The sequence below is a fragment of the Actinomadura sp. KC216 genome, assembly GCF_004348535.1.
GTDB lineage: Bacteria > Actinomycetota > Actinomycetes > Streptosporangiales > Streptosporangiaceae > Spirillospora.
In genome coordinates this window covers 1-17,947 of the sequence record NZ_SMJX01000015.1, presented here as the reverse complement: position 1 = coordinate 17,947, position 17,947 = coordinate 1, and the positions used below count along the sequence as shown (strand labels likewise).

Annotated in this window: 16 protein-coding genes; 10 read left to right on the top strand and 6 right to left on the bottom strand. The window is 71.1% G+C overall.

All coding sequences use genetic code 11. The annotated features are described in order from the left end of the window. Positions 1-388 precede the first annotated feature (388 nt). Positions 389-2,020, top strand: coding sequence for a ubiquinol-cytochrome c reductase cytochrome b subunit (locus tag E1264_RS04685; RefSeq protein ID WP_132169911.1), 1,632 nt, complete (start codon positions 389-391; stop codon positions 2,018-2,020). A 1-nt stretch (position 2,021) separates the two neighbouring features. Here E1264_RS04685 and ctaD read toward each other — a convergent pair whose 3' ends face one another. Next, positions 2,022-3,665, bottom strand: a complete 1,644-nt coding sequence (gene ctaD, locus E1264_RS04680) for a cytochrome c oxidase subunit I (RefSeq protein ID WP_132169909.1) — start codon at positions 3,663-3,665, stop codon at positions 2,022-2,024. Between the two features lie 84 nt (positions 3,666-3,749). On the opposite strand from ctaD, the gene E1264_RS04675 reads away from it, so the two are divergent. The 3 genes from E1264_RS04675 (at position 3,750) to E1264_RS04665 (ending at position 5,917) form a co-directional block, all read left to right on the top strand. Next, entirely contained in the window at positions 3,750-4,202 is a 453-nt protein-coding gene (locus E1264_RS04675) for a YbhB/YbcL family Raf kinase inhibitor-like protein (protein ID WP_132169907.1), read from the top strand. A 25-nt stretch (positions 4,203-4,227) separates the two neighbouring features. Then, positions 4,228-5,418 (top strand): zinc-dependent alcohol dehydrogenase, encoded by a 1,191-nt coding sequence (locus E1264_RS04670; protein ID WP_132169905.1) that lies wholly within the window; start codon positions 4,228-4,230, stop codon positions 5,416-5,418. A 112-nt stretch (positions 5,419-5,530) separates the two neighbouring features. Continuing rightward, positions 5,531-5,917 (top strand): nuclear transport factor 2 family protein, encoded by a 387-nt coding sequence (locus tag E1264_RS04665; RefSeq protein WP_132169903.1) that lies wholly within the window; start codon positions 5,531-5,533, stop codon positions 5,915-5,917. A 45-nt stretch (positions 5,918-5,962) separates the two neighbouring features. Here the strand turns inward: E1264_RS04665 and E1264_RS04660 are convergent, their stop codons facing one another. Further along, on the bottom strand, positions 5,963-8,059 hold the full coding sequence (locus E1264_RS04660) for a catalase (protein ID WP_132169901.1): 2,097 nt from the start codon (positions 8,057-8,059) through the stop codon (positions 5,963-5,965). 254 nt (positions 8,060-8,313) lie between these two features. On the opposite strand from E1264_RS04660, the gene E1264_RS04655 reads away from it, so the two are divergent. Beyond that, positions 8,314-8,670 (top strand): Lsr2 family protein, encoded by a 357-nt coding sequence (locus E1264_RS04655; protein ID WP_132169899.1) that lies wholly within the window; start codon positions 8,314-8,316, stop codon positions 8,668-8,670. A 20-nt stretch (positions 8,671-8,690) separates the two neighbouring features. Continuing rightward, positions 8,691-9,020, top strand: a complete 330-nt coding sequence (locus tag E1264_RS04650) for an Lsr2 family protein (RefSeq protein WP_132169897.1) — start codon at positions 8,691-8,693, stop codon at positions 9,018-9,020. A gap of 216 nt (positions 9,021-9,236) precedes the next feature. Here E1264_RS04650 and E1264_RS04645 read toward each other — a convergent pair whose 3' ends face one another. Together E1264_RS04645 and E1264_RS04640 are read right to left on the bottom strand one after the other, a co-directional pair. Next, positions 9,237-10,241, bottom strand: coding sequence for a hypothetical protein (locus E1264_RS04645; protein ID WP_132169895.1), 1,005 nt, complete (start codon positions 10,239-10,241; stop codon positions 9,237-9,239). A gap of 235 nt (positions 10,242-10,476) precedes the next feature. Beyond that, positions 10,477-11,436: an MBL fold metallo-hydrolase gene (locus E1264_RS04640; RefSeq protein ID WP_132169893.1), complete on the bottom strand. Its 960-nt coding sequence runs from the start codon at positions 11,434-11,436 to the stop codon at positions 10,477-10,479. Positions 11,437-11,604: 168 nt separating this feature from the next. Here E1264_RS04640 and E1264_RS04635 point away from each other — a divergent pair, with 168 nt between their 5' ends. The 4 genes from E1264_RS04635 to E1264_RS04620 all read left to right on the top strand — a co-directional run bounded on the left by E1264_RS04635 (position 11,605) and on the right by E1264_RS04620 (position 14,809). Further along, positions 11,605-12,951: a hemolysin family protein gene (locus tag E1264_RS04635; RefSeq protein ID WP_132169891.1), complete on the top strand. Its 1,347-nt coding sequence runs from the start codon at positions 11,605-11,607 to the stop codon at positions 12,949-12,951. Next, positions 12,948-13,961: a hemolysin family protein gene (locus E1264_RS04630; RefSeq protein WP_132169889.1), complete on the top strand. Its 1,014-nt coding sequence runs from the start codon at positions 12,948-12,950 to the stop codon at positions 13,959-13,961. The genes E1264_RS04635 and E1264_RS04630 overlap by 4 nt, the downstream gene beginning before the upstream one ends. Positions 13,962-14,022: 61 nt before the next feature. After that, complete coding sequence (locus E1264_RS04625; protein WP_132169887.1) at positions 14,023-14,256, top strand: RNA polymerase subunit sigma-70; 234 nt, start codon at positions 14,023-14,025, stop codon at positions 14,254-14,256. Between the two features lie 4 nt (positions 14,257-14,260). Next, complete coding sequence (locus tag E1264_RS04620; protein ID WP_132169885.1) at positions 14,261-14,809, top strand: Clp protease N-terminal domain-containing protein; 549 nt, start codon at positions 14,261-14,263, stop codon at positions 14,807-14,809. Here E1264_RS04620 and E1264_RS04615 read toward each other — a convergent pair. Continuing rightward, complete coding sequence (locus E1264_RS04615) at positions 14,795-15,631, bottom strand: carbon-nitrogen hydrolase family protein (RefSeq protein ID WP_132169953.1); 837 nt, start codon at positions 15,629-15,631, stop codon at positions 14,795-14,797. The two genes, E1264_RS04620 and E1264_RS04615, sit on opposite strands and share 15 nt — an antisense overlap. Positions 15,632-15,649: 18 nt before the next feature. Further along, on the bottom strand, positions 15,650-17,947 hold a 2,298-nt coding region (locus tag E1264_RS04610; protein ID WP_132169883.1), incomplete at its 5' end, for a DUF3516 domain-containing protein.

The following is a 17,947-nucleotide window of genomic DNA, read 5'->3' as shown; positions in this document are numbered from 1 at the left end:
CCGGCTAACAGGTCGGCGGCGGGGTCCACGGGGAGCTTCCTTCCTGTAATTTAGGTTAGGCTAACCTAATATCATCTGGAGATCAACGCCGAACGCGGCCACGGTGGCTCCCAAGGTCGCGCCTGGCCCGCTCTCCGGCAGCACCATCCCGACCTCCTCGCCATTAGGTTAGCCTCGCCTAAGTTAGCGATATCTCAGCCGGACGTACACCCCCCAATCGGACGATTCACCCCAATGCCGTGCCCCGCTCGGCCGGGCACGGAAAGGCCACAGTGAATGGCGCAGTGGTTTCCGGTGCCGCTTTCTTGGCACTTAGTCTCGCGTTTGCCCTATCCGGCCTCGGGTACCCGCCCTGCGGAACCGGTGCTGGGCCAGGGGAGAAAGCTCGATGGCGGGTCGGAAGGGCGGCGCGAAGGCCGAGAGACTCGGAAGGCTCGCGTGGGGCGTCAACGACCGGCTCGGCTCCACGGAGTTCCTGCACCGCAACATCGGGAAGGCGTTCCCGAAGCACTGGTCGTTCCTGCTGGGCGAGATCGCGCTGTACTCGTTCATCGTCCTGCTGATCACCGGCGTGTACCTGACGCTGTTCTTCAAGCCGTCCGGTGCCACGGTCGTCTACGACGGCTCCTACACGCCGCTGAACGGGCTCACGATGAGCGAGGCGTACGCGTCCACGCTGCACATCTCGTTCGACGTGCGGGGCGGGCTGCTGATGCGGCAGATCCACCACTGGGGGGCGATCGTCTTCCTCGCGGCGATCACGATCCATCTGATGCGGATCTTCTTCACCGGCGCGTTCCGCAAGCCGCGCGAGGTCAACTGGCTGATCGGCGTGACGCTGTTCGCGCTGGCGATGGCCGAGGGGTTCGCCGGGTACTCGCTTCCGGACGACCTGCTGTCCGGCACCGGGCTGCGGATCATGCAGGGCATCGTGATGTCGATCCCGCTCGCCGGGACGTACCTGAGCCTGTGGGTGTTCGGCGGCGAGTTCCCGGCGAGCGAGACGTTCCTGCCGCGGCTGTTCACCGTCCACATCCTGCTCATCCCGGGGCTGCTGCTCGCGCTCATCACCGCGCACCTGATGATCCTCTGGCATCAGACGCACACGATCTGGCCGGGCCGCGGACGGCGCGAGCGGTCGGTGACCGGCGAGCCGACGTTCCCGAACTTCGCCGTGCAGAGCGCCGCGTACTTCCTCTACGTGTTCGGCGTCCTGGCCGGGCTGGCGGCGTTCGCGCAGATCAACCCGATCTGGCTGTACGGGCCGTACGAGCCGGACCAGGTCTCGGTCGGCTCGCAGCCCGACTGGTACGTCGGCTTCCTCGAAGGCGCGCTGCGGATCATGCCGCCGCTGTCGACGACCGTGTTCGGGCACACGGTCTCGTGGAACGTGCTGCTGCCCGCCGTCGTCCTGCCGGGGGTGTTCCTCACGCTCATCGCGATGTACCCGTTCGTGGAGCGCTGGGCGACGGGAGACGAGCGCCTCCACCACCTCCTCGACCGGCCGCGCAACGCCGCGACCCGGACGGCGATCGGCGCGGCGGCCATCGCCTGGTACGGCAACCTGTGGGCGGCGGGCGGCAACGACGTCCTCGCGTACGTGTTCGGCATCCCGCTGTTCTGGACGACGTGGTTCTTCCGCGTGGGCTTCTTCGTCGCGCCGCTCCTGGCGTTCACCGTCACCCGGCGGGTCTGCCTGAGCCTGCAGCGCCGCGACCTCCAGCAGCGCGTGGAGGGCGTGGAGAGCGGGCTGATCAGGCTGAGCCCCGAGGGCGGGTTCCACGAGCGGCATGAGCGGCCGTCGGACGAGCAGGAGGCCCTTCTGCGGGCCCGGCAGCCGGGCGAGCTCGTCGCGCCCTACCCGCACCACCTCATCCCGCTGCCGACGCCGGACCGCGCGCGCACGCAGGTCCGGACGCGCGTCAACCGCTTCTACCTCAACTACCAGAGCGAGTCGCACGGCGGCGGCCAGGGCGACCTCCGCCAGGGCGGGCAGCGCCGGGACGGCGAAGGCGAGTAGGTCACGCGTCCTTCGGCGGGTAGCGCAAGTCGAACGCGGGACGGATCGAGCGGATCCGCGGCATCGTGGTGAAGTTGTGCCGCGGCGGCGGGCAGGACGTCGCCCACTCCAGCGAGCCGCCGGTCCCCCACGGGTCGTCCACGCCGACCTTCTCGCCGCGCCGCCAGGTGCGCAGCACGTTCCACAGGAACGCGAACGTCGACGCGCCCAGCACGAACGACCCGACCGACGAGATGAAGTTCAGCGTCGCGAACTGCTCGGGGTAGTCGGCGTAGCGGCGCGGCATGCCCTCCGCGCCGAGCCAGTGCTGGACGAGGAACGTCGTGTGGAAGCCCACGAACAGCGACCAGAAGTGGATCTTGCCCCAGGTCTCGTCCAGCATCCGGCCGGTCATCTTCGGCCACCAGAAGTAGAACCCGCCGAACATGGCGAACACGACGGTGCCGAACAGCACGTAGTGCAGGTGCCCGATGACGAAGAACGAGTCGGTGAGGTGGAAGTCCATCGCCGGGGACGCCAGGATCACGCCGGTCAGCCCGCCGAACAGGAACGTCGTCAGGAACCCCAGCGCGAACAGCATCGGCGTCTCGAACGTCAGATGCCCCTTCCAGAGCGTCCCGACCCAGTTGAAGAACTTGATCCCGGTCGGGACGGCGATCATGAACGAGGTGATCGAGAAGAACGGCAGCAGCACCTGACCGGTGGCGAACATGTGGTGCGCCCACACCGTCATCGACAGGCCGGTGATCGCGATCGTGGCGGCGACCATGCCGAGGTAGCCGAATAGCGGCTTGCGCGCGAACACCGGGATGATCTCGGTGATGATGCCGAAGAACGGCAGCGCCACGATGTAGACCTCGGGATGGCCGAAGAACCAGAACAGGTGCTGCCACAGCAGCCCGCCGCCGTGCGCGCCGTCGTAGATGTGCGCGCCGAGCCTGCGGTCGGCCTCCAACGCGAACAGCGCCGCGGCCAGCACCGGGAACGCGATGATCACCATCAGGCCGGTGAGCAGCGTGTTCCAGCAGAAGATCGGCATCCGGAACATCACCATGCCGGGGGCGCGCATCCCGATGATCGTGGTGATCAGGTTGACCGCGGTCAGCGTCGTGCCGACCCCGGAGACGATCAGCCCCATGATCCACAGGTCGGCGCCGCGGCCGGGCGAGAACGTCTCCGACGTCAGCGGCGCGTAGGCGAACCAGCCGAACGCCGCCGCGCCGCCCGGCATCAGGAACCCGGACAGGACGGTCAGCGACCCGAACAGGAACAGGTAGTAGGTGAGCGTGTTCAGCCGCGGGAACGCCACGTCGGGCGCGCCGATCTGTAGCGGGACGATCACGTTCGCGAACCCGAGGAACAGCGGCGTCGCGAACAGCAGCATCATGATCGTGCCGTGGATGGTGAACAGCTCGTTGTACTGCTGGTTGCTCATCACCTGCCGGCCGGGCTCCAGCAGCTCGGCGCGCATCAGCATCGCCATCAGCCCGGCGATCAGGAACATCGCGAACGAGGTCGTCAGGTACAGGTAGCCGACCATCTTGTGGTCGGTCGTCGCGAGGACGTGGCCGATCCTTGTGCCCTTGCGGTGCCGCGCGAGCGCGTCGGCGACGCTGGTGTCGTCCCTGCCCCGCACGGCGGTCATCCGGCCTCCCCTCCTCGTCCGAGCCCACCGGGCACATGCCGCGACAGCCCCGTTTCAAACGCCGTCATCGGGCACGAGGGGACCATGGAGGAGATATCGCTGCGGAGCCCCGCGTTCGCCGACCACGATCCGATCCCGCCGGCGTACTCGCACGAGTCGGGCGACCTCTCCCCCGAGCTGCGCTGGTCGGGGGTGCCGGCCGCGTGCCTGGAGCTCGCGCTGACGTGCGAGGACCCGGACGCGCCCGGCGGCACGTTCGTGCACTGGATGCTCGGCGGCATCCCGCCCGAGCGCGACGGGCTCGCGGCGGGCGAGGAGCCCCCGCGCATCGCCCGCGGCCGCAACGGCTACGGCGACAACGGCTACGGCGGCCCGCACCCGCCGCCCGGCGACCCGCCGCACCGCTACGTCTTCACCCTCTACGCGCTGCGCGGGCCGTCCGGGCTGACGTCCGGGTTCTCGATGGACGACCTGCGCGCGTCCCTGAAGGACGACGTGCTCGCCTCGGCGACCCTGGTCGGCACCTACGCCCGCTGATCCGCACCCATTCCTGGAGGACACGATGAAGGCTGTCACCTGGCACGGCAAGCGCGACGTCCGCGTCGAGCAGGTGCCCGACCCCGAGCTCAAGGAGCCGGACGACGCGATCATCAGGGTGACCTCGTCCGGGATCTGCGGCTCGGACCTGCACCTGTACGAGGTGCTCGGGCCGTTCATGAGCGAGGGCGACGTCCTCGGCCACGAGCCGATGGGGATCGTCGAGGAGACCGGCGCCGACGTCGCCCACGTCAAGCCCGGCGACCGCGTGGTCATCCCGTTCAACATCTCGTGCGGCCGCTGCCACATGTGCGAGATGCGGCTGTACGCCCAGTGCGAGACCACGCAGGTCCGCGACGAGGGGATGGGCGCCGCGCTGTTCGGCTACACCAGGCTGTACGGGCAGGTCCCGGGCGGGCAGGCGGAGTACCTGCGCGTCCCGCAGGCCCACTTCGGGCCGATCAGGGTGCCGGAGGGCCCGCCGGACGAGCGGTTCGTGTACCTGTCCGACGTGCTGCCGACCGCGTGGCAGGCCGTCGAGTGGGCCGATGTCCCGGAGGGCGGGACGGTCGCCGTGCTCGGCCTCGGGCCCATCGGGCAGATGGCGGCCCGCATCGCCCGCCATCACGGCCACCGCGTGATCGCGATCGACTTCGTGCCGGAGCGGCTGGAGATGGCGCGGCGGCACGGCATCGAGGTGATCGACGCCGACGGCGCCGACGACGTCCCGGACGCGGTCCGGCAGATCACCGGCGGCCGCGGCCCCGACTCGGTGATCGAGGCGGTCGGGATGGAGGCGCACGGCTCGCCCGGCGCCAAGTTCGCGCAGACCCTCGCCGGGCTGCTCCCGGGCGGCGCCGCCGCGCCGCTGATGTCGCGGTTCGGCGTCGACCGGCTCGCCGCGCTCGCCATGGCGATCGAGATCGTCCGGCGCGGCGGGACGATCTCGATCATCGGCGTCTACGGCGGCATGACCGACCCGCTGCCGATGCTGCGGATGTTCGACAAGGGCATCGCGCTCCGGATGGGCCAGGCGCACGTCAAGCGGTGGATCGACGACCTGCTGCCGCTGGTGTCCGACGACGCCGACCCGCTCGGCGTGATGGACCTCGCGACGCACCGCTGGCCGCTGGAGAAGGCACCGCTCGCCTACGAGATCTTCCAGAAGAAGCAGGACGGGGCGATCAAGGTGCTGCTCCAGCCCGAGACCGCCTGAACCGCGCTCGCCCCTGAACCGCGCGTCCGCCTGAACCGCCCTTGATCGCGGATCGGGTCCGCTGCCTCTAGGCTTGCCCGCGACTCCCCGGGCGAGCATGGAGGTGGGCCCGATGCACCCGTTCCGCGCGGCCATCGAGAAGGGCGACCTCGCCGCCCTCCCGGCGCTGCTGGCCGAGGACGTCACGTTCCTCAGCCCGGTCGCGTACGCGCCGTACCAGGGACGCGCGGCGGTCTCGGCGATCCTGCGCGCGGTGACGCGGGTGCTCACCGACTTCCGCTACGTCCGGGAGATCGGCGGCGGGCGCGACCACGCGCTGGTCTTCAAGGCGCGGGTCGGCGACAGGGAACTCCACGGCTGCGACTTCCTCCACCATGACGACGACGGGCTGATCGACGAGTTCTGCGTCATGGTCCGGCCGCTGTCGGGCGCGCTGGCGCTGTCGGAGGCGATGGCGGTCGAGTTCGAGGCCGTCAAGCGCGAGCTGGGCCTGGCCTGACGGCCCCGAACTCTCCCACCGCCCCCGCCTGGCCCCCGCCGGGCGTCAGGCGGGCACGTGCGACTTGGCGCGCGTCCAGTGCCGGTGGGCCTTCACCGCGTCGATCAGCTTGGCGGAGAAGTCGCCGCCCGGCCCGCGGCCCGTGACGACGCCCGTGTCGCTGACCGCCGTGTCGCCACCGGCGAACTCCACGCCCGTGAGCCCGGCGCGCTCCAGCAGGCCGATGCCCGCGTCGAGGGCGCCGATCGCCTTGCAGTGCACGAACGCCTCCGCGACGAAGTGGACGGCGTCGCCGTCCTGCGCGAGCGTCCGGACGCTCTCCTCGCCGCCGGGCACCAGCACCGCGTCGTACAGGACGGACGCCATGGTCGGCATCGCCCGGGTGACCTCGACTTGGCCCCCGTTGGCCGCCTGGACGAACCCGTCCTTCGCGGCGAGGATCTCGCAGATCGCGCCCGCGTCCTTGAGCGCGCCGCCGACCGCGGCGACGGCCGCCGAGTCGACGCCGTCCGCCGCCAGGATCGCGATCTTGCGGCCCTGGACGGAGCCCGGCGCGTTCGCCTGGCTCAGCGCGGGCGAGCTGCGCCCGTGGTTGGCCGACGCCGGCGCCTTCGGCGGCTCGACCCCGACGCCGTCCGCGACCTGGCGGGCCAGGTCGTGGTCGACGTGGTTGAGCTGCTCGACGACGCCCTCGCGGACGTGCTTGTGCTCGCATTTGCCCAGCTCGAACCGGAACGCTCCGACGATGTGCTCCTTCTCCCAGTCGGTCATGCTGTTCCAGAACAGCGTCGCCTGGGAGTAGTGGTCCTCGAAGCTGTCGCTCCGTTTGCGGATCTTGGAGCCGTCCACCCGCTCCTCGTAGTGGGTGAAGGAGCCCTCGCCGCCGACGACCGGGCAGCCGCCCGACAGCGTGTTCTTGTGGTAGCTCGCCTGCCCCTGGTGGACGTCCATCTGGTGGTAGCCGTCGCGGTGGTGGTTGCGGACGTCGGCGACCGGCCGGTTGACGGGGATCTGCGGGAAGTTCGGCCCGCCGAGCCGGATCAGCTGCGTGTCCAGGTAGGAGAACAGCCGCGCCTGGAGCAGCGGGTCGTTGGTGAAGTCGATGCCGGGCACGACGTTGGCGATGTGGAAGGCGACCTGCTCGGTCTCGGCGAAGAAGTTGTCGGGGTTGCGGTCCAGGGTCAGCGTGCCGACCGGCCGCACCGGGACCTCCTCCTCCGGGATGATCTTGGTCGGGTCGAGCAGGTCGAACCCGAACCTGTGCTCGTCCTCGGCCGCGACGAGCTGCACCCCGAACTCGTATTCGGGGAAGTCTCCGGCGGCGATCCGGTCCCAGAGATCGCGGCGGTTGAAGTCGGGGTCCTTGCCGGCGATCTTCTGCGTCTCGTCCCAGGCGAGCGAGTGGGTGCCGAGCCGCGGCTTCCAGTGGAACTTCACGAACGTCGGCCGCCCCTCGGCGTTGACGAGCCGGAACGTGTGGACGCCGAATCCCTGCATCATCGCGAAACTGCGCGGAAGCGCCCGGTCCGACATCAGCCACATCATCATGTGCATGGTCTCGGGCTGCAGTTGGACGAAGTCCCAGAGGGTGTCGTGCGCGGACGACGCCTGCGGGATCTCGTTCGGCGGCTCGGGCTTCACCGCGTGCACGAAGTCGGGGAACTTGATGCCGTCCTGGATGAAGAAAACGGGCATGTTGTTCCCGACGAGGTCGAAGTTGCCCTGCCGGGTGTAGAACTTCGTCGCGAAGCCGCGGACGTCCCGGACGGTGTCGGCCGAACCGCGCGATCCGGCGACCGTCGAGAACCGCACGAAAACCGGCGTCGTCAGCGACGTGTCGCACAGGAATTCGGCGGTGGTGTAGGCCGCGAGCGACTCGTGCAGCCGGAAATGGCCGTAGGCGCCCGCGCCGCGCGCGTGCACGACCCGTTCCGGGATCCGCTCGTGGTCGAAATGGGTGATTTTCTCACGGAGATGGAAGTCGTCCATCAGGGACGGGCCGCGTTCGCCCGCCGACAGCGAGTTGTCGGTGTCGTCGACCCTGATTCCCTGATCGGTGGTGAGCCGCGCGCCTTCAGGGCTCACCCGCCGGTGCTCCAGCTGCTCCTGCTTCCGGTCCTCCCGGTCGGCGGGGTCGACCATGTTTCGGCTCCTTCTCGGCGAATTGGCCCGGTGCTGATGCCGGCGCTGCTGTCACTGCTGGTGCCCGCTACCCCCCGATCGACCGGACATGCACCCTTTGACCGGAACTTGGTCGAGACGCCCCCGGCGCGACACGCGCGTGCCGCCTACCGGCGGTTCCACCTGCCACGGCGCGTCCCGGCGCACCGCCCGGCACCTTGATCCGCTACGGTCGGGGGCGCCGCGCAGGCGAGGGGAAGGAACACTGAGTACACATGGCCGAGAAGGTCATTCGGGTGGACGACATCGACGGCTCCGAAGGGGCCGATGTCGCAAAGCGGGACTTCGAAGTCCTGGGCCGGACGTTCACGATCGACTTGAGCGACGACAACTTCAAGCGCCTGAACGAGATGCTGGACGCGCTCGCGCCCTTCATCGAGAACGCCGCCGAGGTGAAGCCCGCCGGGAAGGGCCGCAAGTCCCGCACCGCGAAGATCAAGGGCTACACGAACGGCGATGTCCGCGCGTGGGCATTGCGAAGTAACATCGAAGTCTCTGAACGTGGCAAGATATCGGATGAGGTCTATGCTGCATTCATCGACGCACATCCGGACGCGAGGCCGGACGCATAGCAAGAAGAGGGAGTCCCCGCATGGCACAGAAGGTCGAAGTCCTTCTCGTGGATGACATCGACGGCGGCGAGGCTGACGAGACCGTCAGCTTTTCCATCGATGGCACCGCATACGAGATCGACCTGAGCAAGAAGAACGCCAGCAAGCTGCGCAACGGCCTGGAGCCGTTCGTGGCCGGTGCCCGCAAGGCGCGCAAGCCCGCCGGCCGGGGCGGCCGCGCGGCCCGCACCGCGGGCAGCCGCGAACGGTCCGCCGAGATTCGCGAGTGGGCGAAGAGCCGCGGCATCAAGGTCAATGAGCGGGGCCGTATCCCCGCCAATGTGATCGAGCAGTACGAGGCCGCGCACTAGCACGGCCGGCCGCGACGCCGCCGGCGTTACGGCGCACACCCGGGGCCGGGGTGGTGGGATATCCCATCGCCCCGGCCCTTGCGTGCACAACGGGCAAATCGCCTTTTCTGGTCCGCATTCGTCGGGAATGGTACGCGACAACACAATGGCCGCCCCTGCCCTACTCAGCGCGCGCGGCACGGCGGGCGTCACCCGGCGCGTCCCGGCACGGCGGGCCTACTCGGCGGGGAGCCTCAGCTCGTGGCCGGCGCGCAGGGCGCTCGTGACGCGCTCCCGCAGCGCCCGTTCCGCGCGGTGCGCGTCCTCGGCCATGCCGCGGATCTCCGCGCCCGCCATCTCGTCCCCGACGGTGCTCGCGAGCAGGTCCCGGTACCGGGCGTTCTGCTCGGGCAGCTCCTGCAGCACCCGCGACTCGTGGTAGGCGTCGTCGGCCTCGCCCGCCCGGCGCGCGTACGCCTCCAGCGCCTCGATCCGCCGGGTGACCGAGCGGACCGACAGCTCCAGGGCGCGGTCCTGCGGTTCGAGCATGGCCCGGACCCGCGGCGAGAGCCGCTCGGGCTGCTGGGCGCGGCGCTCCCGGCGCAGCCGCGTGTGCTCGGCGAGCGCGGCCGCGATCGCCCATTCCTGGCGCGGCAGGACGACCGCGTTGTTGACGTCGTCGAGCAGCCCGGCGCCGTGCGCCTGCGACCCGAGGACGGCGTCGATGGCCCGCTGGGCGCGGACGAGGAGCCGCGCGGCGGCCCGGTCGAAGTCGCCGGGCAGCAGGTAGGAGCCGTGGTGCTCGCGGGCCGCGCGGGCGGCGGCCGGTTCGCGGACATACCGCAGCGCGCCGGCGACCCACCCGCCGAAGCTCACCGCCGCGAGGACGGCGGCGGCCTCGGTCTGGCCGAGAAGCAGCAGGACGACCTGCAGAGCCGGGGTGAGCATCATCGCGGCGACGGGCAGCCGTCCCCAGCGGGCCGCGCCGCCGACGAGCTCGTCCCCGTCGAGCGAGGCGAGGAAGAACACCCGGAGCCAGCCGCCGGGCAGGACGCCGTAGAAGAACGCGAACGCCGGGATCCACACCAGCCGCGCCGCGACGGTGACGGGCCGGAGCCTGGGGCGAGGCGGGCGCGGCCTGCACGCCGCGACCAGCAGCTCCGGCGCGGCGGCGAGGACGGCGCGGTCGTCATCGCAGATGCCGGGATCGAACACCGGACGGGGACGGCTTTCTACAATCATCGGCACTCCCCACCGCGTGGGAACCCTGTATGTCGAGCGAAGCGAACCGGCGGGTGCGGGTCGTTCCCGGCACGTGGCGGGTGCCGGGGGCCCGGTTCCGACCCTAATCACGCGGGGTCGGCTCCCTCCAGATTGTCACGAGATCCGGACATCGGTCCTTGACGTGGGCGTCAGACCGTGCTTGCCGGACTGGTCCTGCGGACGGGATCGGTCCCGCGGTCAGGGCGCCGATCCGCTAGTCCTGGAGGCGGGCCCAGACGTCGCGGTCGCGTTCGGCGGTCCAGATCCGGGGGCGTTCGACGCCGTCCAGCTCGTCCCAGAGGCGGGCGACGTCGAACGGGAGGCAGTGCTCGAAGATCGGCCAGCGGCCGTAGGCGGGCGCGAGCGCGGCGTGGACGGCGCCGAACGCGTCCTTGAGCGTCCCGCCGCCCACCCGGACCCTGTTCGTCTCGCGCATCATCGTGGTCAGGAAGTCGCGGGTCTGCCCGATGGCGGCGTCGGCGGCGTCCCGGCCGTGCGCGACGGCGCCGCGCCCGCCGACGAGCGTCTCGGCGCCGAACGAGGCGACGTGGTCGAGCGTCCCGGACGCCCAGTCGCGGTGGAACGCGTCACCGGTGTAGAGCGCGGCCTGCGTCTCGACGAGGTCGCCCGCGAACAGGATCCGGTGCCGCGGCAGCCACGCGATGAGGTCGCCCTCGGTGTGGCCGCGCCCGCAGTAGGCGAGGTCGAGGTCGCCGCGGTCGCCGCCGAGGTCGATGGTGAGCGTCCGCGAGAACGTCACGGTCGGCCAGGTGAGGCCGGGGATGCCGTCCGGGTCCTTGAACAGCCGCGGCATCCGGCCGTACTCCGACTCCCAGTCCTCCTTGCCGCGCTCGGCGATCAGCGCGCGGGTCAGGTCGTGCGCGATGATCATCGGCGCGCCGAACGCGCTGGCGCCGAGGGTCCGGACGGCGTGGTAGTGCGACAGCACCAGGTAGCGGATCGGCTTGTCGGTGTGCTCGCGCAGCACGGCGAGCCAGTCGCGGGCCGCGGCCGGCGTCGCGAGGGCCTCGAAGCAGACGAGGAAGTCCTCCCCCTCGACGGCCCCGACGTTCGGGTCGCCCTCGGCGGTGAGCGCGTACACCCCGTCCGCCAGGACCTCCAGCGTCTGCGTCTTGTCGCCCAGGTCTGCGGACGACGCGAACGGTCTGGGCATGGGCGCCCCTCTCGAACTCGTGGCCGCGGCCTCTGCTCGTCCCCGCCCCATTCCCCCGGGTTCATTCCACACACGGCGGTCGATAACCGTCCCAACCGTCCGGTGGGGAGAACCCCGCCGGACGGGTAAGGGGATCTTGCACACCCCCCGCGACGGAGGGAGGGCCGGGTGAACGCCGCGCTCGGGCTGCTGGCCGTCCTCGTGCTGACGGCCGCGACGGGCTACTTCGTGGCGCAGGAGTTCGCGTACGTCACCGCCGACCGGGCGCTCCTCGACCAGCGCGCCGCGGACGGCGACCGGGCGTCCGCGCGGGCCGTGCGGGTGATGCGGCGGCTGTCGTTCATGCTGTCCGGCGCGCAGCTCGGCATCACGGTCACCGCGCTCGTCGTCGGGTTCATCGCCAAGCCCGCGCTGGCCGACCTGATCGACCCGGCGCTGCGGGCGGGCGGGGTGCCGGACGCGGCGTCCGGCGGGATCGCGGTGGCGCTCGGGTTCGGCCTCGCCACCGTGGTCCAGATGATCCTGGGCGAGCTGTTCCCGAAGAACCTGGCGCTGGTCAGGGCGGAGGCGCTGGCGCGGGTGCTGGCCGGGTCCACGCTCGTCTACCTGGCGGTGGCGGGCCCGCTGATCCGGCTGTTCGACGCGGCCGCGAACCGGCTCGTCCGGGCCGCCGGGATCGAGCCGGTGGAGGAGCTGCACCACGGCGCGACGCTGCAGGAGCTCGGGCACATCATCGGCGAGTCCGGCGAGAAGCTCCAGGCGGGGCACGCCGACCTGCTGGAGCGGGCCCTGGTGTTCTCCGAGCGCGACGCCGAGGAGGTCATGGTCCCGCGCGTGGACGTGGTGACCGTCCCGGCGGCGGCGCGCGCCGCCGAGCTGAGCGACGTGATCTCCGCGACCGGGCACTCACGGTATCCCGTCGTGGGCGAGAGCGTCGACGACCTCGTCGGGGTCGTCGGGCTGGAGGAGCTGATCCTCCTCGGCCCGGACGAGGCGGAGCGCACCACCGTCCGCGACATCGCCAGGGCGCCGCTGCTGCTGCCGTCCTCGCTGCCGCTGCCGGACGTGCTCACCAGGCTGCGCGCCGCCGACGCGCCGATCGCCTGCGTGATGGACGAGTACGGCGGCTTCGCGGGCCTGGTGACCTGGGAGGACGTCGCCGAGGAGCTGGTCGGGGAGATCGCCGACGAGAACGAGCCCGGCGAGGACCTCGCGATCCGCACCGGCGAGTGGTGGACGACGGACGCGGGCCTGCGCATGGACGAGGTCGCCCACGAGACCGGCATCGCGCTGCCCGAGGGCGACTACGAGACCATCGCGGGCCTGCTGCTGAAACGGCTCGGACGGGTCGCGCGCCCGGGCGACGTCGTCACCGTCGACCTGCCGCCGACCCGCCTGGACGAGCCCGCCCGCACCGCGTTCATCGAGGTGCTGACCGTCCACCGGCACGTGCCGGAGCTGATCCGCGTCCGCGCCGTCGCGGATGACCGGGAGACCGGCGAGGGGGACTCGTGAGTCTGACGCTGGGCGCGCTCGTCACCCTCGCGCTGCTGATCGGCAACGGCTTCTTCGTGGCGACGGAGTTCGCGCTGGTCGCGGCGCGGCGGCCCCGCCTGGAGCGGGCCGCGGCGCGGGGCGGCCGGGCCGCGGCCGCCGCGATCGCGGGGATCGACGAGCTGTCGCTGACCCTGGCCGGGGCTCAGCTCGGCATCACGATGTGCTCGCTCGGGCTCGGGCTGGTCTCCGAGCCGGTGTTCGCGGCGACGCTCACGCCGCCGATCCATGCCGCGGGCCTGCCGGACGGGGCCGCGCACGCGGTCGCGTTCGTCCTGGCCCTGGCGATCGTCACGTTCCTGCACATGGTCGTCGGGGAGATGGCGCCGAAGTCGTGGGCGATCACCGCGCCGGAGCGCTCGGCGACGCTGCTCGGGCTGCCGTTCCGCGCGTTCGCGACCGTCGTCCGGCCGCTGCTGGCCGCGCTGAACGGCACGACGAACCTGCTCCTGCGCATGATCCGCATCGAGCCAGCCGACTCGCGGGAGGTGTCGCGGACGCCGGAGCAGCTGCGCAGCATCGCGCAGGACTCGCGGCGCCTCGGGCTGATCGAGGAGAGCGAGCTGTCCCTGCTGACCGCCGCGCTGGACGCACCGCGCACCCCGCTGGCCGGGCTCGTCGTCCCGGTCTCCCGGATCGTGTCGGCACCGGCCGGGGCGACGCCGCAGGAGATCATCGACACCGCCGCCCGCACCGGCCATCTCCGGATCATGCTGCGGGACGCGGGGAGCGAGTCCCTCATGGTGCACGTCCGCGACGCCTACCTGGCCCGTGCGCGCGGACGCCGGACCCCGGCCCGCGAGATGGCGCATCCGGTGCCCGCGGTGCCGATCGGCGCTCCGGTCGGCGAGGCGGTGGCCCTCCTGAAGCGCCACCACAGCCACCTGGGCCTCGCCATGACGCCCGACGGCCGCGTCGCGGGCCTGATCAACCTGGACGACCTCCTGACGACGCTCCTGGCCGTCCGCTGATCCTCCGCGCACGCGTCAACATGGGTTGACATCGGCGCCGGTGTCAACCTACATTGACGCCATGAGCGATGGAGTGACGCTCGCCCAGGAGGCGAGCAGCCGGGATCCCGCGGTCGGGCTGCGGGCCGTCCGGGCCTTGCGCGAGCTGTCCGAGCGGCTGGAGGCCCTCCAGGTCGCCAACGCCCGCGACCAGGGCTATTCGTGGCAGGACATCGCGGTCTGCCTCGGCGTGAGCCGGCAGGCCGTCCACAAGAAGCACGGCGGCAAGCGCCGCATTCTCAAGAAGGAGGACTAGCGCGATGTTCGAGCGTTTCACCGACGGCGCGCGCAGGGTCGTCGTCGACGCCCAGGCGGAGGCGCGGGGCCTGCGGCACCATCACATCGGCACCGAGCACCTCCTGCTCTCCCTCCTGGACGGCGGCGGCGCGGAGATCACGCGGGCGGTGGCGGAGCACGGGCTGGACGCGTCCGACCTCCGGGCGCGGATCGTCCGGAAGAGCGAGGACCCGCTCGACCCCGAGGCGCTCAGCATGCTCGGCATCGACCTGGACGCCGTCCGGGAGGCGACCGAGCGGACCTTCGGGCCCGGCGCCCTGGACCTTCCCCCCGGCAGATGCCGCGGCCCCAAGGGCCATCTCCCCTTCACGCCGAAGGCGAAGAAGGCGCTGGAGCTGAGCCTGCGGCACGCGATCAGGCTCAAGCAGAAGGCGATCCACGAGGGGCACATCCTGCTGGGCCTGCTGCACGACGACGAGTTCCTGTCGGTGCGGCTCGCCACCGAGGCCGGGGTGGACGTCCCGGCCCTGCGCGCCCGCATCGAACGCCTGACGGCGTCACGGGCGGCCTGACCGCGATGCCTCAGCCGCGTGGGGGTCGGCGAGGGTGACCGCGAAGCGGCGGAGGCTGAGCGCCGGGTTCTTCTCGCGGACGGCCGCGACGCGCTCCGGCGACACCTCGGCGGACGCGACGCCGGTCCCCTCCCCGAGCCCGGCCGTCACCACGCCCATCGGGTCAACGATCATGCTGTTGCCGGCGCCGGTCGGGGCGCACTGCCCGGCGGCGGCGACGTAGATGGTGTTCTCGATCGCGCGGGCCCGGACGAGCGTCCGCCAGTGGTCCTCCTTCAGCGGCCCCGGCACCCAGTCGGCGGGCAGCGCGAGGACGTCGGCGCCCGCGTCCACGATCCGCCGCGTCACCTCCGGGAACCGGACGTCGTAGCAGGTCTGCAGGCCGAACGTGACGCCCTCGACCGTGAACGTCTCCGGCTCCCCGATCTCGCCGGGCCGGACCAGCGCCGACTCCTTGTAGCCGAACGCGTCGTACAGGTGCATCTTGCGGTATTCGGCGACGATGTCGCCGCCGGGGCCGAAGGCGAGGAGCGTGTTGGAGATCCGGGCGGGCTCGTCCAGCCGCTCGTTCACGCCCGCGACGACGTGCACGCCGAGCCGCCCCGCCAGCTCGGCGAGCCCGGACGCGAACGGGCCGTCGAGCGGCTCGGCCGAGTCGAGGAACCGCTCGTCCAGCTTCGGCGCCGTGAACATGGCGAACTCGGGGAACACGACGACGTGCACGCCGCGCCCGGCCCCGTCCTCCGCGAGCTTGCGGATCGCCGCGAGGTTCTCGTCCTTGTCGACGCCGGGCGCGAACTGCGCCACCGCGACGTGCACCATGCCCATCCCCTTTCCGTGTCACATGCGGTCGACGCCGGTCACCCGGATGACGGCCTCGCCCGCCTGGTCGGAGCCCGCCAGGTCCACCTCGGCGGTGATGCCCCAGTCGTGGTGCCCCTCGGGGTCGTCGAACACCTGCCGGACGCGCCACAGCGCGTCGTCCGGGACCTCCTCGATCTGCAGCAGCTTCGGGCCCCGCGCGTCCGGGCCGGTGAACAGCTCGTCGTGCTCGGCGAAGTAGCCGTCCATGGCGTCCGCCCAGGCGCCGGCGCCGAAGTCCGGGTCGAGCTCACCGAGCTCCGCGTAGCGCTCCAGCGCCGCCAGCTCCACCCGCCGGAACATCGCGTTGCGGACCAGCACCCGGAACGCCCGCGCGTTCGCGGTCACCTTCGTGACGCGCTCCTCGATCGGCTCGTCCAGGTCCTCGTCCTGCGGGTTCGCGAGCTGCTCCCACTCGTCCAGCAGGCTGGAGTCGACCTGCCGGACCAGCTCCCCCAGCCACTCGATCAGGTCGATCAGGTCATCGGTCTTGATCGACTCCGGGACGGTCTGCTGCAGCGCCTTGTACGCCCCCGACAGGTACCGCAGGACGAGCCCCTCGCCCCGCGCGAGCTCGTAGAACCCGATGTACTCGGTGAACGTCATCGCCCGCTCGTACATGTCGCGCACGACCGACTTGGGGCGCAGCGGATGGTCGCCGACCCACGGATGCCCGGCCCGGTAGATCTCGTACGCGGCGTCGAGCTCGTCCTCCAGCGGCTTCGGATGGTCGACGTCCTGGAGCAGCTCCATCCGCTCCTCGTACTCGATGCCCTCCGCCTTCATCTCCTGGACGGCCTCGCCCTTGGCCTTGTTGACCTGCGCCGCGAGGATCTGCCGCGGATCCTCCAGCGTCGCCTCGATCACCGACAGGACGTCCAGCGCGTACGACGGCGACGACGGGTCGAGGACCTCGAACGCGGCCAGCGCGAACGTCGACAGCGCCTGGTTGAGCGCGAAGTCCTCCTGCAGATCGACGGTGATGCGCGCGTACCGCCCCATGTCGTCGGGCTCGGGCAGGACCTCCACGACCCCGCCCGCCAGCAGCGACCGGTAGATCGCGATCGCCCGCGAGATGTGCTTCCGCCGCGCCGCCGGCTCCTCGTGGTTGTCGGTCAGCAGCCGCTTCATCGCCTGGAACGCGTTGCCCGGACGGGCGATCACCGACAGCAGCATCGCGTGGCTGACCTGGAACCGGGACCGGAGCATCTCCGGCTCGGCCTCCTGCAGCTTCTTGAAGACGTCCTCGTCCCACCCGACGAACCCCTCGGGCGGCTTCTTGCGCTGGACCTTGCGCCGCTTCTTCGGGTCGTCCCCCGCCTTGGCCAGGGCCTTCTCGTTCTCCACCACATGCTCGGGCGCCTGCGCGACGACGAACCCGACCGTGTCGAACCCGGCGCGCCCGGCCCGCCCGGCGATCTGGTGGAACTCCCTCGCCCGGAGCCGCCGCACCCGGTGCCCGTCGTACTTGCTGAGCGCGGTGAACACCACGGTCCTGATTGGGACGTTGACGCCCACGCCCAGGGTGTCGGTACCGCAGATGACCTTCAGCAGCCCGGCCTGCGCGAGCCGCTCCACCAGCCGCCGGTACTTGGGCAGCATCCCGGCGTGATGCACCCCGATCCCGTGCCGGACGAACCGCGACAGGTTCCGCCCGAACTTCGTCGTGAACCGGAAGTTCCCGATCAGCTCCGCGATCCGCGCCTTCTCGGCCTTCGTGCACACGTTGATGCTCATCAGCGACTGCGCCCGCTCGATCGCCGCCGCCTGCGTGAAATGCACCAGATACACCGGCGCCTTCTGCTCGGCGAGCAGCTCCTCGATCGTCTCGTGCAGCGGCGTCACCCGGTAGTCGTAGATCAGCGGGACGGGCCGCTCCGCCGACGTCACCAGCGCGGTCGGGCGCCCCGTGCGGCGGGCCAGGTCCTTCTGGAAGAACGACACGTCGCCGAGCGTCGCCGACATCAGCAAGAACTGGGCCTGCGGCAGCTCCAGCAGCGGTATCTGCCACGCCCATCCGCGCTCGGGCTCGGCGTAGAAGTGGAACTCGTCCATGACCACGACGCCGATGTCGGCCTGGGCGCCGTCCCGTAGCGCGATATTGGCCAGCACCTCCGCCGTGCAGCAGACGATGGGCGCGTCCGCATTGACGCTGGCGTCGCCCGTCATCATGCCGACGTTGTCGCGCCCGAACATTTCGCAGAGGTCGAAGAACTTCTCCGACACCAGCGCCTTGATCGGCGCGGTGTAGAAGCCGACCTGGTCCCGCCCCAGCCC